This is a genomic window from Arthrobacter sp. TJ-170, assembly GCF_058269305.1.
In genome coordinates this window covers 133,950-148,848 of record NZ_JBZCNL010000004.1, presented here as the reverse complement: position 1 = coordinate 148,848, position 14,899 = coordinate 133,950, and the positions used below count along the sequence as shown (strand labels likewise).

Here is a 14,899-nt window from a genome sequence, read left to right as displayed (position 1 = left end):
GCAGGCTTTCCCTATGTCTTCCTGGATTCCGGCTGCTGATTCGGCCGCCGTCGTGCTGGTCAGCTCCTCGCAACGCATTCGCGACGAGGTGGCACGCGTTGCTGTTGCTGCGGGTCTGGTGCTGGCCAGCGCCGCCTCGGTAAGTGACGCTCTGGCGATGCGCCCCGCCGTCGCGCTGCTGGACAGCGAGAGTGCGAGGCACGCTGTCCCGGGATGTGCGGTCATCGTGGTCGGACTCGATGGTGAGGAATCAAACGCCTGGACCGCGGCTGCGCGGTGCAATGCGGATCGGGTGGCGATCCTGCCACAGGCTTCCGGCTGGCTGGCCGAACACCTGGGCATGCTCCAGCGCGCCAGGGATGAGGGAACCGTCGTCGGAGTGCTGGGCGCGGCAGGGGGAGTAGGCGCCAGCACCATCAGCGTGTGGCTTGCCGCCTGTGCGGCAGCACGGAGCCTGCGCCCGCTGCTCGTTGACGGTGACCCGTTCGGCGGTGGGTTGGAGCTTGCCCTCGGCAGTGAAGGACTGCCCGGGGTACGGTGGCCGGACCTTGGTGAGGTTCGCGGCACCTTGAACCCGGACCAGCTGGTTCACGCACTGCCGTCGATGGACGGGTTCTCACTGCTGTCGATGGGCACCGAACCGCCGGTTCCGGGCGTGCTCGCATCCGCAGCGGTACCCCCGATCATGGAGGCGGCGCGGTCCGCATTCGAACTCACGGTGGTCGATGTGGCGCGCGGCTGGTCAGCGGACGGGTCCCTGCTTCCGTACTGCGACAGCATCCTTCTTGTGGTTCCCGGTCGTGTCCGGGCAATCTCGGCCGCGCGGTCCCTGGTGACCCAGCTCCAGCCGCTTCCCGTCCGGGCTGTGGTCCGGGGTCCGCTCGGCCCGAACCTCGACCCCGGCAGGGTTGCAGATGCAGTCGGCGTGCCGGGAGCCGGCTACCTGCCTCACCTTCGTGCCGCTGCCGCCACCGAGAACCAGGGGAGGGTCCTGGAACCGGCACGTCACCGAGCCGTCCGGTCCTTCGGGCGTTCCGTCCTCGACGCCGTGCTACCTGAAACGCTGAAGGCGGCCGCATGAACCGGGAGGTCAGGACCCGCCGGGCCCGCCAAACCGCCCAACTCTCGGATGCGGCCATGGTCGCGCAGGTCCGTGACGCCGTGCTGAGCGAGGCCGCACCGGTTACAGGAGCCAGACTGGCGGCCGCCGTGCAATCGACCGGACGACTACTCGGTTCCGAGGGAGCCTTCCGCACGCTGGACCGGGTCCGCGCTGAACTGCAGGGGCTCGGTCCGTTACAGCGCTTCGCCGAGGATCCGGCGGTGACGGACATTCTTGTCAACGGCCCGGGCGCCGTCTGGGTTGACGACGGCGCCGGCCTGCGTCGCACCGACCTCACCTTCGCGAACGATGCGGACGTGCGCGCGCTCGCAGCCCGGCTCATTGCCGCGGGCGGGCGCCGACTGGATGACGGAAATCCCTGCGTGGACGTGCGTCTGGACCGTTTCCGGGTGCATGCGGTTCTGCCGCCGCTCTCCACGGCCGGAACGCTGCTGTCCATTCGCATCCAGCGGCAACGCCACTTCTCCTTCGACGAGCTGGTGGCCTCGGGTGCGCTGGACCACCAGATGGCCGCGGTGCTGCGCGGGATAGTGAGGAAGCGGCTGAACTTCCTTATCAGCGGCGCCACGGGCACTGGGAAGACCACCCTGCTCGCCGCCCTGTTGTCACTGAGCGGACCCGATGAGCGGTTGGTCACGGTCGAAGACTCTGCTGAGCTCAGTCCTGCCCATCCCCATGTCATTGGACTCCAGAGCAGGCACGGCAATGTGGAGGGCAGCGGGTCGGTGGACCTCGCCGAACTGGTCAGGCAGGCCCTCAGGATGCGGCCGGACCGGCTCATCGTCGGTGAGTGCCGCGGCGCCGAGGTACGTGAACTGTTGGCAGCGATGAATACCGGACACGACGGCGCGGGCGGGACTATCCACGCGAACTCGGCCACGAGTGTCCCCGCCCGGCTGTCGGCGCTCGCAGCCCTCGCCGGGATGGAGGCGGCACCGCTGGCGCTGCAGGCAGCCAACGCGCTCGACGTCGTCATCCATGTCATCCGTGCCGGACCCGGACGGACCGTCTCGGAGATCGGTGTTGTCGAGAAGGCTCCTGGCGGTGAGCTGGTGGTCCGGGCAGCGCTGACACGAAACGGCGCCACGTCGGACCGTGGACCGGCGTGGGAAATGCTGGCGGCGAAGCTGGACCGGGGCCGCTGACTTGAGCAGCGCACTCGTAGCCGGATTGATCTTCGCCGCCTGCTGGGTCCTCGCAGTGCCGCGCCGCCCACTGAATGCCGCGGAGTCCAGACGGCGAAGTTTCATTGCGCTCACCCGGGCTCCCCTTCGGAAGAGACGTCCGAAGACTGACCCACATGAAATTCCCCTGTTCGTCCACCAACTGACAGGCCTTCTTCAGGCCGGACGGACCCCCTCGCAGCTGTGGGGTGATGCGTTCGGCGTCCACGGCAACACAGGATCAGGGTTCTCGGTTGCGGTCAGGCCGACGCTCCAATCGGCCCATCAGGCTGCGCAGCTTGGTCTCAGCGTCCCGGAGGTCCTGCGCGAAGCTGCGTCCCGCACTCGTGATCCTGCGTTGAGGACGCTCTGGCAGGATCTGGCGGCATGCCAGGAGGTTGCCGAGCGCAGCGGGGCGCCCCTGGCCGCCGTCCTTGCGCGTTATGCGGTGCAGCGCGAATCCCAGCTGGACTCCGATGCTGCCCGCGACACCGCGCTCGCAGGTCCCCGCGCCACCGTCCGGCTGCTCTCCTGGCTGCCGTTGTTCGGACTGGCAGTCGGTTACCTGATCGGGGTCGACCCGCTGGCCGTCCTCCTCGGTTCTGTGCCGGGCATCGCAGCGTTATGTGCCGGGTTCGTGCTCATGGTGGCAGGCAGGATCTGGTCGAGCCGTCTCGTTCGGGCAGCCGCAGGAGAACCAGCATGACCGGTGTACTTGTCGCGGCGCTCCTCTGGGCCGGCTGTTGGCTGCTTCACCGTTCACCCCCGCTTGGGTATCGATGGTCAGCCGGTATGCGGAGCGATCCCGTCGGGATTGAACGGGAAGGGCTCCGCGACCCGGCACTGATGATGGATCTCATGGCAGCCATGCTCGCCGTCGGATCACCACTGGACCGGGGACTGGACGTCCTCGCGCGTTCATCCTCACCGCCGGTCAGTGCTGCCCTGACCGCAGTCAAAACAGCACTGGACCTTGGCGCGCCCTGGGAGGTGGCGTGGGCGGCGGTCCCTTCCACCGGGAGCACCCAAGCCGCGCATGAACTCGGGCATGCGCTGCGATTCGCCGGAACAACAGGAGCCCCGTCCGCCGCCGTGGTCACCGCGCACGCCGCACAGTGCAGGCGCAGGAGGAACCGGGAAGCGGAGCAGCGCGCTGCCGCTCTCGGTGTGCGGCTGGTCGTGCCGCTGGGCCTGTGTTCCTTGCCGGCATTTGTGTGCCTTGGCGTCATCCCGATCCTTGTCGGTTTGTTTCCCGCCTTCAGCTGACAGCTTGCCCGTCGTGGGTGAACCCGGCAGCGGAACGCGTCCGCTCCGTCTGATGCTCCACAGCCCACGGGAATGCCTGCACTTGTCCACTTAGCGGCCTCTCCATCAGCTCTGAACCCGCCCACGCGAAACACTCGAAACAGCCGCTGACGCGGTTTGGCCGGAACGGCACACGCTGCCCCGGCAGCCCGGAAGTACCCACAAGAAACAATCAACCAAGGAGTTGTCATGACACGTTCCACCACCGCAGCAACAACAACCGCCTACGAGGACCGGCGGGAATCCCCGGCCCAGGAACCGCCGCTGGCGACTGTTACCTCACTGCGGCCCGAGACCGTTGAGTCCGGCCGCAGGAGGTCCGGGCTCATGCGATCAGAGGCAGGACTGGCCACCGCCGAGTACGCGATCGCAACGCTGGCTGCTGTGGGCTTCGCCGCACTGCTCGTCGCCGTGCTGTCGAGCGGGGAGATCCGCGGCATGCTCATGTCGCTGATCACCAGCGCCCTCAGCTTCGGCTGACGTTTCATGCGGCGGACAGGATCGCAGGTGAGGAACCCCACCGAGGACGGGGCAGTAACAGCGGAGGTGGCAGTGGCGTTTCCTGCGGTGGTTGCACTGTTGGCAGTTGTCCTCGCCGCTGCGGCAGTGGGACTGTCCCAGCTGCGCATCGAGGAAGCGGCAAGGGCCGGTGCCCGTGAAGTCATGCGAGGCGAGACGGCCGCCGTCGTTGGGGCGACTGTCCGCCGTATCGCCGGAGAGCAGGCGCACATCGCTGTTCAGTCCGGGGACGCCTTCAACACGGTGACCGTATCGACCACTGTTGACGTGCCCGTGCTTGACCTGTTCGACGTCGACCTCTCGGCTAGCGCAGTTGCCGTGCCGGAGCGGAAATGACGTGCTGCCACCCGGGACGGGAAAGCGGGGCCGGCACAACGTTGATGGCGGGTGTCGCAATGGCCGCGGTGCTGCTGCTCTCGGTTGTCGTCCTGTTCGCCCAGGCGTCTGTAGCGGCATCGAGGGCAGCAACGGCAGCAGACCTGTCAGCCCTCGCGGCGGCCGACGCCGCGAGGGGGCTCCGCGATGGGAACCCGTGCGTGGTCGCCGCGGAGGTTGCCCGGCACCAGAACGCACGGCTTACGGGCTGCTCGGTTGAGGGAGGATCCGGACACATAGTCGAGGTTCACACCGAGGTGGATTCCATTCCGGCACTGCCTCCGGCGTCGGGGCGGGCACGAGCAGGCCCACCGCCCGTTCCCTGATTGACCCGTTCCCTGATTGAAAGGAGGACTACGCGTCGAGCATGCCGTTGCCTGGCGCAGGCTCACCGTCCGGAGCCTGCGCCAGCAGCATGTCGAGCAGGGCCAGCGCGCCGTCCTTGCTCAGGGGGTTGTTGCGGTTGCCGCACTTGGGCGACTGGACGCAGGAGGGACAACCGGTGTCGCACTCACACGCCCGTATCGCCTCCGCAGTCGCGCTGAGCCACGTTTCCGCCGCCTCGAAACCCCGCTCGGAGAAGCCGGCGCCACCCGGATGGCCGTCATATACGAAGATGGTCGGCAGTCCTGTGTCAGCGTGCAGCGCGGTCGACACCCCGCCGATATCCCATCGGTCGCTCGACGCAACCAGCGGCAGCAGGCCGATGGCGGCATGTTCCGCGGCGTGGAGCGCGCCCGGAAGATCCGCCGCAGTGATGCCGCTGCGCTCGAGCAGCTGGTTATCACATTCGAACCACACGCTTTTCGTAAAAAGCTCACGTGCGCCGAGATCCAGCGGCTCCTCGCCAAGGATTTCGTTGGAAACGAACGCCTTCCGCTGGAAGGAAATCACCTGGGTGGTCACCTTCACCTCCCCGAAGCACACCCGGATAGGACCCCACGGCACATTGCGTTGCTCAGAGATCACCTCAATCTGTGTGACGTCCCGTGCCTGCGTGTAGTAGTCCGGGTTTGAACGGGTCACCATCGCGCAATGGTCCTGCTCGTTCAGTTCATCCACAACGTAGCTTTGGCCCTGGTGCACGTACACCGCGCCGGTGTGCGCCTGATAGTGGCTCTGGGGCGAGTCCATGGTCCCGAGTACCGTCCCAGTGTCACTCTCGATGATGTTGATGGGCCCACCGCCGTCCGCGCGCAGGTTGACCATGCCCGCAGCGCTCTGCGGATGTGTCCAGAACCAGCCCGCAGGGCGGTGGCGCAGCAACCCCTGATCCACCAGCTGATCCAGCAGCGCCGGCGCGGTCTCGCCGAAGAGCGGCAGGTCCTCGACGGTCAGCGGCAGCTCTGCGGCGGCTGCGCACAGATGCGGTCCAAGGACATAGGGATTGGCGGGATCGAACACCGTGGCCTCGACCCCAACGTCAAACACCGATTCCGGATGATGGACCAGATAAGTGTCCAGCGGATCATCACTGGCGACGAAGGCGGCAAGCGCGTCCTGGCCGGAACGGCCCGCCCGACCGATCTGCTGCAGCAGCGACGCGCGGGTACCGGGCCAGCCGGCCACCAGGACCGCGTCCAGGCCGGAAATGTCGATCCCAAGCTCCAGTGCGGACGTGCTCGCGACGCCCAGCAGCCGACCGGAACGCAGTGCCGCCTCCAGCTGACGGCGCTCCTCGGGTAGGTATCCCGACCGGTATGCCGCAACACGCGGCGGGAGTTTCGCGTCCACCTCACTGAGCAGCCGCTTGGTGTTGGCGGCGATGCTTTCCGCTCCGCGGCGCGATTTGATGAAGGCGATCGTCCGGACCTGCGCCGACACCAGGTTTGCCAGCAGATCCGAGGTCTCCGCGATGACAGTCCTGCGCTGCCGGGCGCCGTTCTCACCCCGAAGGTCGGTCAGCTGCGGCTCCCAGAAAGCTACCGTCGTCGACCCGTGCGGCGAGGTGTCCTCGCTGAAAGCACTGACCGGTGCGCCGATGAGCTTCCCGAAGGACTGCGCGGGTGCAGCCGAGGTCGCCGACGCCCCGATGAACACCGGGTCCGCCCCGTAGTACGCGCACACCCGGCGCAGCCTCCGCAGCAGATTGGCAACGTGCGATCCGAAGACGCCGCGGTAGCTGTGGGCTTCATCCACGATCACGTAGGTGAGACGCCGGAAGAACCGCGACCACCAGGCGTGATTTGGAAGGATCCCGTAGTGGAGCATGTCCGGGTTCGCCAGCACCAGATTGGCGTGGTCGCGGATCCAGCGTCGCGCGCCAGGGTCGGTGTCGCCGTCGTACGTGTCTGCGCGGACGGTAGCCAGCCCAAGGGACGAGATGGCGGAGAGCTGGTCCGCAGCCAGCGCTTTCGTCGGCGACAGATAGAGCGCGACGGCGCCGGCCGGCTCAAGCGAGACCTTTTCCGCCAGTGCGGAACGGTGGATCGCATCCAGGACAGGCAGTTGGTAGCTGAGGGACTTCCCGGACGCAGTGCCCGTGGCGATGACGACGTGCGAGCCTGCGTGAGCGGCATCCGCGGCAGCGCTCTGGTGCTTCCACGGCTCCTGAATTCCCCGTCCCCGGTACGCCTCCATCACATCGGGGTGAACCCACTCCGGCCAGTCGCTGTACACCGCGTCGCGGGCGGGAAGATGCCGGATGTGAACAAGCTGCTCAGGATCCACGCCGCCAAGAAGCGGAATCAGGGAATCATGGGCAGCCACCTGGCTATTTTGTCACCCCGGCACAAATCAAACCGGGTTCACCGTCTGGCTGCCAAGGGTCAGCGACGGATCACGAAGGCGTCAGCCAGATACGTCCAGCCCAGGTGCTGGTACAGGTGGCGTCCGTCTTCGGACGCCATCAGCAGCCCGGTGTCCACCTCGTCTTCGAGGATCGCGGCTGTCAGCGCGCGCATCACGAAACTGCCCAGGCCCCGTCGGCGATAGTTTGGGTCAGTGATGATGCGGTCAAAGACTGCGTGATCATCCTCTTTGGCTACAGAACCCTGTGCCACCTCTTCGCCGTTCACTGTCACTGAAACGCGCCGGCAGTCCGCCTCCCGGATGTGCTCGAGTTTGAATTCGTCGTCCGGGTGACGCGGGTCTTCCACATCCTGTCCGTCCATGTCTGCGCACATCAGGGCCTGCTGATAGTCGGTAATTCGCAGCTGAAGGGGAGAAGATGCATTGATGAGGTCGTGCATGCGGTTGGTGACGACGGTGAGCACACGGGAGGAATCGTCGCGGGTCAGATTGGCGAGTTCCAGGTACTCGCCGATCGTGGGCTCGTAGATGATGGTTTCGAGGTCGTCCTGCTGGTCGGTGAGAAGAACGGACATGCTGCGGCCGTTGTCCTGTGTCTTATAGCCCCGGCATTTAGCCCAGCCGGAAACCCACGTGCGGACGAGTTCTTCAGAAAGAGCGGCTCCCATGCCTGAACGATAGTGGCGGGCAGGCCGGTTGAACATAGCTCAGCCAAGAGGTTGCCGATTTGAGACCTGACGCCTGCGCGCCGGTACCCTTTAATGCGTGTCAATGAACCGAATTGTTCTGTACTATGCGTTCACTCCGTTGCCAGATCCCGAAGCCCTCCGGCTGTGGCAGCGCGCCCTGTGCGAGAAGCTGGGGCTCCGAGGACGAATCCTCATCTCCAAGGACGGCATCAACGGTACCGTCGGCGGGGAGCTGAACGCCGTCAAACAGTACGTGAAGGCAACGCGCGAGTACCCCGCCTTCAAGAAGATGGACATCAAGTGGTCGGAGGGCGGCGCCGAGGACTTCCCGCGGCTCAGCATCAAGGTCCGCGAGGAAATCGTGTCCTTCGGAGCGCCCGGTGAGCTGAAGGTTGATGAGAACGGGGTCGTCGGCGGGGGTACGCACCTCAAGCCGGAGCAATTGCATCAGCTGGTCGATGAACGTGGTGACGACGTCGTCTTCTTCGACGGCCGCAACGCCCTCGAAGCGCAGATCGGGAAGTTCAGGAATGCGATCGTCCCGGACGTGAACACTACCCATGACTTCGTGAGCGAACTCGAATCGGGGAAGTACGACCACCTGAAGGACAAACCCGTGGTCACCTACTGCACCGGCGGCATCCGCTGCGAGGTGCTCTCGAGCCTGATGGTCAACCGCGGTTTCAACGAGGTGTACCAGTTGCAGGGCGGCATTGTGCGCTACGGCGAGACATACGGCGATTCAGGTCTCTGGGAAGGCTCACTGTACGTATTCGACAAGCGCATGCACGTCGAGTTCACCAGGGACGCGAAGACGATCGGCAAGTGCGTGCGCTGCTCCGCGCCCACCAACAAGTTCGAGAACTGCTCGAACCTGAGCTGCCGCAACCTCACCCTGTACTGCGCCGACTGCGCCGCAGATCCCGCCACGCTGCGCTGTCCGCAGGGCTGCGAAACGGACGAGGCCGAAGCCACTGCAGTCGGCGCCGCCTGACCTCAGCCTGACCTCAGCCGGTGAGTTCAAGGATCGGCCCCTCGTGCAGCGCGAGGTACACACGGTCCCGCAGCGCGTTCGCCTCGGCGTCAGTCAGGGTGCGATCCAGCGCCTGCAGTGTGAGTCGGACCAGCAGGTTCACCTGCCCCTGCCGGGCGTGAAGGCGTACGACGGCGGCGGTCGGCAACTGCTCCACCGGCGTCCGCGTGCGGATTGCGAGCGACTGCATGACGTCGGCGTCCTTCCCGAGCGCTTCCCGGGCGACGTCCCCGAGTGTCTCCTCGTCCGCACCCGGCCCGCACAGGACGGAGAGGTCCCGCCGGACGGCGGGCATGAGCGACACCGGACGCCACGGTTCCAGATCGAGCATCTGTACCGAGACACGGGGGTCGGGCGAGCGCAGCAGCCTGATGTCGTCCACGCTCTTGCGCAGCATGAGGGCCCGGTCCAGTCCCATCCCGAGTGCGAGGCCGCTCCAACGGCGGGGATCCAGCCCGGAGTTCCGGAGGATTCCCGCGCGCACCAGGCCGCACTCCGCCAGTTCCAGCCAGCCGGCCGGAGTCTCGACATCGATCTGCATGCCGTGCGAGGTGTAGGTATGGGTCGCCGGCACCGCACGCCAGCGCGCGCCGGGCAGCACCGCGTCCACGACGGCGGCGGCCATGCCGTGCAGGTCCGTCTCGCTCAGCAGACCGCGGGCCTTCAACCGCCACAGGTCCATCTGGTGCGGAGTGCCGACGTGGGTGCGGTCCACCGCGTCGCGGCGGTAGACCAGCCCGGGGAGGACATGAAGCCGGTCATACGGGTCGTGGATCGGAGCGAGCGAGTCCAGTACCGCGGGGATTCCGGCGGAAGTGTGGCTTCGGAGCATGACGGTGGGACTGGCATGGCGCGAGTAGCGCGCGTCCCGGGTGACGTCGTCGGGCGCGTAGCCCAGTCGGTCATAGTTGTCCGCCGTTGCAACGAGGGGAGTGGTCCGGTGCACCGTGGCGGGAATACTCCAGGCCTGCGTCAACCGGGTGACGATGCCGTCGAGCAGTTGCTGCATGGCGTGCGGACCCTGCCCGGGATCGGTCAGGTCGCGGACAGAGAGGGCGGAGGTGAGCTGAGGAATGGTGAGGTACATGGCTGGTCCTTCGGAAGCGGGGAGGGTTCGTAGGAGAGAACCCCCGGCCGCGGACACCGTGTGGACTTAGCTGGAGTTAGACGCGCAGCGCAGAGCCCTCACGGCCGACAGGCGGCCGGGGGCTGATAAATCGCTGGTTTGCGTGCATGGGTCCATGGTACGCGAGGACATTTTCGAGCGAAATGTTCAGGTTCGCGCGATGATCGGGCGGCGTCGTCGTTTTCGACCGAAAATGTGGACGGCGGGGAGGCCAAGCAAACCGGGCGTCCCGTTCGCAAATAAACTTGCCCAGTGATGAACCTTGCCGCTATCCCCGATGCCCCGAAAAGCGACGACCAGGACCTTCTGAACCGTCTCGCCGTGGATTTCCGGACGGCGGACTACACCGTCGACGGCGTCGCGGATCTGGTCGGCCCCGATGCCTATGCGGCGCTTGAACGGGACCAGGCGGTGCCTGCGCTCCTCGCTGCCCGCGCCGCCGGGAACGCCGGCACCGGAAGCCGGCTCGCCGCCGTCGTGCTTGTTTTCCTGCTCGGAGAGACGGTGCCCGCCGCGTCGCTCGACGGCGCGCTCCCTTCGGTCGGTGCCGCCGGTCTGCTCGCGCTGGGACTGGTAGAGGATCACGACGGCGGCCTCCGCGCCTCGGTGGACCTGCGCCCCTATTCGTCGGACACCGGCGGTGACGTGTGGGTTGCATCGGACCTCGGTTCCCACGTCCGGCCGGGAGTGCTTCGGAACGATCACGTGCTTGGCATTGGCCGGGCGTCGCTGACACTCGCCCAGTTCGCAGCGCGTGCTCCGGTGGAACGGGCGCTGGACCTGGGCACCGGCTGCGGAATCCAAACCTTTCACCTGCTCGCCCATGCCCAGCACGTCACGGCCACCGACGTCTCCGAACGTGCGCTCGCAGTCACCAGGTTCAACCTGCTGCTGAATGCCTCGGCGCTCGGGATCGATCCGGCGAAGTTTGAGGCCCGTGTCTCGCTGCGTCTCGGGAGCCTGCTGGAACCGGTGGTGGGGGAGATATTCGACCAGGTCGTGTCCAACCCGCCATTCGTGATCACCCCGCGCAGCGCCGGTGAGACGGCTCAGGATCAGTTCACCTACCGCGACGGAGGCCTCGCAGGCGACGACATCGTGTCCTCGCTTCTCCGTGCCGTTCCGGCTGTCCTGTCACCGGGCGGGACCGCCCAGCTTCTCGGGAACTGGGAAATACCGGAAGGGCAATCCTGGGAAACCCGGATAGCGGGCTGGCTGCCGGACACCGCCGACGCCTGGGTGATCCAGCGCGAGCAGGTTACGCCCACCCACTACGCCGAGACGTGGCTCCGTGACGCCGCTGAAAACCGGAACCCGGCCCGCTTCGCTGAGCGTTTCGGCACCTACCTGTCCGACTTCGCATCCCGAACAGTGGAGCACGTCGGTTTCGGCATGGTGTGGCTGCGGAACTCCGACGGCGCGGCGACCCTCCGTCTCTTCGAGGAGATCACCTACGACCTCGAGCAACCCATCGGCCCGCACGTCAGCACGGCGGTCCTGCGCCACGACTGGCTCGGTGCCTGCCGGGACCTGTCAGCCGAGCATCTGCTCGTTGCCGACGACGTCACCGAGGAGCGGCATCAGCGCCCCGGAGCCGAGCATCCGGGCGTGATCCTGCTGCGGCAGGGCGCTGGTTTCCGCCGCACCACCCTGCTCAGTACGGAGCTGGCAGGTTTCGTTTCCGCGTGCGACGGCGACCTCACCGCCGGCCAGATCACCGGTGCCCTCGCGGCGCTGTTGGACCGTGACGACGACGAGTTCCGGGTTGCACTTCTGGCGGACGTGCGCAACCTGGTCGAGGACGGTTTCCTGGTCCCCGTTTCGGTGTCCGACGGCCGCTGATACAACCGTCCGGGAGTGGGTTCGGTGCTGTTGGATTATGCACAGCGGGATTCCCCGTGACGAGGTGCCTCCGGTCAAGCCGTTACCCTAGTGCAGGTAGGCATACCGCATACTGTGAAGGGCAGGACGCCCACCAATACAAATATTGAGCTCAGAATGAGCGGTTGTTCTGCTGTTTAAGAAGCACCTGTATCGAGGAGTGAAGTGCCAGCTAAGGCAACGGACAAGAAGCCCGGCAAGAAACTCGTAATCGTCGAGTCTCCGGCCAAGAGCAAGACGATTGCGGGCTACCTCGGTGAAGGCTTCGAGGTCACCGCATCGATGGGCCATATTCGCGACCTTCCCCAGCCTTCGGATCTGCCCCCGGAGCTGAAGAAGAGTTCGCTCGGCAAGTTCGCTGTGGACATCGAGAATGATTTCGAGCCGTACTACGTCGTGTCGACGGACAAGAAGAAGCGCGTCGCGGAGCTCAAGGCTGCGCTCAAGGACGCCACCGAACTTTACCTCGCAACTGACGGTGACAGGGAGGGTGAGGCCATTGCATGGCACCTCCTTGAGGTGCTGAAGCCGAAGGTGCCCGTCTACCGGTTGACCTTCCCCGAAATCACGAGGGAAGCCATTCAGCGCGCAATGGAAGAGCTGCGTGACCTGGACATCCCCATGGTTGACGCACAGGAAACCCGGCGCATCCTCGACCGCCTCTATGGCTACGAAATCTCACCGGTCCTGTGGCGCAAGGTTGCTCGCGGACTTTCCGCCGGACGTGTCCAGTCCGTCGCCACGAGGCTTGTTGTCGAACGTGAGCGTGAGCGCATGGCTTTCCGCGCGGCGTCGTACTGGGACCTCACCGGCACCTTTTCGCCGGAAGATGCTTCGAAGGGGGAGGCCTTCAGCGCGAAGCTCGTCTCCGTTGACGGAACCCGCGTGGCAACCGGCAAGGACTTCAGTGACCTCGGCCAGCTGAAGTCGCAGAGCGTTGCCCTCCTTGACGAGGCAGCCGCACGGAGCCTGGCCGAAGGCCTGCAGCAGGCGGCTTTCGAGGTCCGTTCGGTCGACACCAAGCCGTACACACGCCGTCCGGCCGCACCGTTCACCACTTCGACGCTGCAGCAGGAAGCCGCACGCAAGCTGCGTTACTCTTCGCGCGTGACCATGCAGGTTGCCCAGCGCCTGTACGAGAACGGCTACATCACGTATATGCGTACGGATTCGCCGGCGCTGAGTGACCAGGCGATCAACGCTGCCCGCCGCCAGGCTTCTGAGCTGTACGGCGCCGAGTATGTTCCAGACGCACGCCGCGTCTACAAGGGAAAGTCGAAGAACGCGCAGGAAGCCCACGAAGCTATCCGCCCCGCGGGCGACTCCTTCCGCACACCGGCGCAGGTAGCCAAGGGGCTGCACGGAGACGAGTTCAAGCTCTACGAACTCATCTGGAAGCGCACAGTCGCCTCCCAGATGGCAGACGCCAAGGGCTCGACGGCGTCGGTGCGCCTCGGAGCGCGCACGCCTGACGGGAAGGACGCCGAGTTCTCGGCCTCCGGGACGGTCATCACCTTCCGCGGCTTCATGGCCGCTTATGAGGAGGGACGGGACGCCTCCCGCGATGAGGATGACGCAGCAGGCGGAGCCGATCAGCCCGGACAGGGCGGCCGGTTGCCGAACCTCGCCGCCGGTGACGCCCTGGGTGCCGAATCCATCGAACCGGTCGGGCACGAGACCTCACCACCCCCGCGCTACACCGAAGCCTCGCTGGTCAAGGTGCTCGAAGAACGCGGGATCGGGCGGCCCTCCACCTATGCCGCCACCATCTCCACCATCATGGACCGGGGTTACGTCCGCACGCGCGGCCAGGCCCTCGTTCCAAGCTGGATCGCATTCTCCGTGGTCCGCCTGCTGGAGGAGCATTTCCACGACTACGTCGACTACGACTTCACCGCCGAACTCGAGGAAGACCTGGACCGCATTGCACGCGGCGAGGAGAGCCGTGTCCAGTGGCTCAACCACTTCTATTACGGTGACGGCAAGGAAACCGGGCTGAGCACCATTGTCAATGACCTCGGCGAGATCGACGCCCGACGCATCAACTCGGTGGAAATCGCGGACGGCATTGTCCTGCGCGTCGGTAAGTTCGGGCCCTACCTGGAGAAACCGCTGTCGGAGGACGCCCCTGAAGGCACCGAGCCCCAGCGTGCCAACGTGCCTGAGGATCTTGCGCCGGACGAACTGACGGCCGAGAAAGCCGTGGAGCTGATGAACAGCCCCGCGTCCGAGGAACGCGTGTTGGGAACCGACCCGGAAACCGGGCGGGACATCGTGGCTCGCGATGGGCGCTACGGTCCCTACGTCATTGAAATTATTCCGGAGCCCACAGCCGAGGACCTGGCGAACCAGCCGGTGGAGTACTACAAGAACGGCAAGCCCAAACCGCCCAAGAAGCCTGTAAAGGTGAAACCGCGAACGGGATCGTTGTTCAAGTCGATGTCCGTCGAAACGGTCACCCTCGAGGATGCCCTGAAGCTCATGAACCTTCCCCGCGTCCTGGGCAAGGATGCTGAGGGCAACGAGATCACTGTCCAGAATGGGCGTTTCGGGCCATACTTGAAGAAGGGCTCGGACTCCCGCTCGATCGGCTCGGAAGAGGAAATCTTCACCATCACGCTGGAGCAGGCGCTGGAAATTTACTCCCAGCCCAAGCAGCGTGGCGGACGGACCGCCACCCCGCCGCTTGCGGAGTTCGGTGACGACCCTGTGTCCGAAAAACCGATCGTGGTCAAGGAAGGCCGTTTCGGTCCGTACATTACGGACGGCGTCACGAACATTACCGTCCCGCGGTCCACTGCGATCGAGGAACTGACACGCGAAACCGCCGTGGCGTTGCTGGCTGAAAAGCGTGCAAAGGGCCCGGCGCCCCGCAAGTCAGGTGGCCGCGCGCCGGCCAAGCGCAAGGCCACCGCCCGGAAGTGAGCGGCCCGT

General features: G+C 65.8%; 13 protein-coding genes. 10 read left to right on the top strand and 3 right to left on the bottom strand.

Going from position 1 to position 14,899, the window contains the following annotated elements:
* The first annotated feature begins 13 nt into the window (after window positions 1-13).
* The 7 genes from ssd (at window position 14) to AC4D1W_RS09390 (ending at window position 4,811) form a co-directional block, all read left to right on the top strand.
* Entirely contained in the window at window positions 14-1,081 is a 1,068-nt protein-coding gene (ssd, locus tag AC4D1W_RS09420) for a septum site-determining protein Ssd (protein ID WP_490898587.1), read from the top strand.
* Complete coding sequence (locus tag AC4D1W_RS09415; RefSeq protein WP_490889992.1) at window positions 1,078-2,268, top strand: TadA family conjugal transfer-associated ATPase; 1,191 nt, start codon at window positions 1,078-1,080, stop codon at window positions 2,266-2,268. Before ssd ends, AC4D1W_RS09415 begins: the two co-directional genes overlap by 4 nt.
* Before the next feature lies 1 nt (window position 2,269).
* Window positions 2,270-2,992 (top strand): type II secretion system F family protein, encoded by a 723-nt coding sequence (locus AC4D1W_RS09410; RefSeq protein ID WP_490898586.1) that lies wholly within the window; start codon window positions 2,270-2,272, stop codon window positions 2,990-2,992.
* A complete protein-coding gene (locus AC4D1W_RS09405) occupies window positions 2,989-3,552 on the top strand; it encodes a type II secretion system F family protein (RefSeq protein WP_490898585.1) in 564 nt (187 codons plus the stop codon). Before AC4D1W_RS09410 ends, AC4D1W_RS09405 begins: the two co-directional genes overlap by 4 nt.
* Before the next feature lie 228 nt (window positions 3,553-3,780).
* Window positions 3,781-4,071 carry a DUF4244 domain-containing protein gene (locus tag AC4D1W_RS09400; RefSeq protein ID WP_490898584.1) on the top strand — a complete coding sequence of 97 codons (291 nt, stop codon included), beginning with the start codon at window positions 3,781-3,783 and terminating at the stop codon, window positions 4,069-4,071.
* A gap of 27 nt (window positions 4,072-4,098) precedes the next feature.
* Entirely contained in the window at window positions 4,099-4,446 is a 348-nt protein-coding gene (locus AC4D1W_RS09395) for a TadE family type IV pilus minor pilin (protein WP_490889985.1), read from the top strand.
* Window positions 4,443-4,811, top strand: a complete 369-nt coding sequence (locus tag AC4D1W_RS09390) for an Rv3654c family TadE-like protein (RefSeq protein ID WP_490898583.1) — start codon at window positions 4,443-4,445, stop codon at window positions 4,809-4,811. The genes AC4D1W_RS09395 and AC4D1W_RS09390 overlap by 4 nt, the downstream gene beginning before the upstream one ends.
* A gap of 28 nt (window positions 4,812-4,839) precedes the next feature.
* Here AC4D1W_RS09390 and AC4D1W_RS09385 read toward each other — a convergent pair whose 3' ends face one another.
* Window positions 4,840-7,194, bottom strand: coding sequence for a DEAD/DEAH box helicase (locus AC4D1W_RS09385; protein ID WP_490898582.1), 2,355 nt, complete (start codon window positions 7,192-7,194; stop codon window positions 4,840-4,842).
* A 59-nt stretch (window positions 7,195-7,253) separates the two neighbouring features.
* Window positions 7,254-7,904: a GNAT family N-acetyltransferase gene (locus AC4D1W_RS09380; RefSeq protein ID WP_490889979.1), complete on the bottom strand. Its 651-nt coding sequence runs from the start codon at window positions 7,902-7,904 to the stop codon at window positions 7,254-7,256.
* 97 nt (window positions 7,905-8,001) lie between these two features.
* Here AC4D1W_RS09380 and trhO point away from each other — a divergent pair, with 97 nt between their 5' ends.
* Window positions 8,002-8,919: an oxygen-dependent tRNA uridine(34) hydroxylase TrhO gene (trhO, locus tag AC4D1W_RS09375; RefSeq protein WP_490889977.1), complete on the top strand. Its 918-nt coding sequence runs from the start codon at window positions 8,002-8,004 to the stop codon at window positions 8,917-8,919.
* Between the two features lie 13 nt (window positions 8,920-8,932).
* Here the strand turns inward: trhO and srmL are convergent, their stop codons facing one another.
* Window positions 8,933-10,045, bottom strand: a complete 1,113-nt coding sequence (gene srmL, locus AC4D1W_RS09370) for a PheS-related mystery ligase SrmL (protein ID WP_490898581.1) — start codon at window positions 10,043-10,045, stop codon at window positions 8,933-8,935.
* A 294-nt stretch (window positions 10,046-10,339) separates the two neighbouring features.
* Here srmL and AC4D1W_RS09365 point away from each other — a divergent pair, with 294 nt between their 5' ends.
* A complete protein-coding gene (locus AC4D1W_RS09365; protein ID WP_490898684.1) occupies window positions 10,340-11,926 on the top strand; it encodes a DUF7059 domain-containing protein in 1,587 nt (528 codons plus the stop codon).
* A gap of 204 nt (window positions 11,927-12,130) precedes the next feature.
* Window positions 12,131-14,890: a type I DNA topoisomerase gene (gene topA / locus AC4D1W_RS09360; protein WP_490898580.1), complete on the top strand. Its 2,760-nt coding sequence runs from the start codon at window positions 12,131-12,133 to the stop codon at window positions 14,888-14,890.
* The last annotated feature ends 9 nt before the right edge of the window (window positions 14,891-14,899 follow it).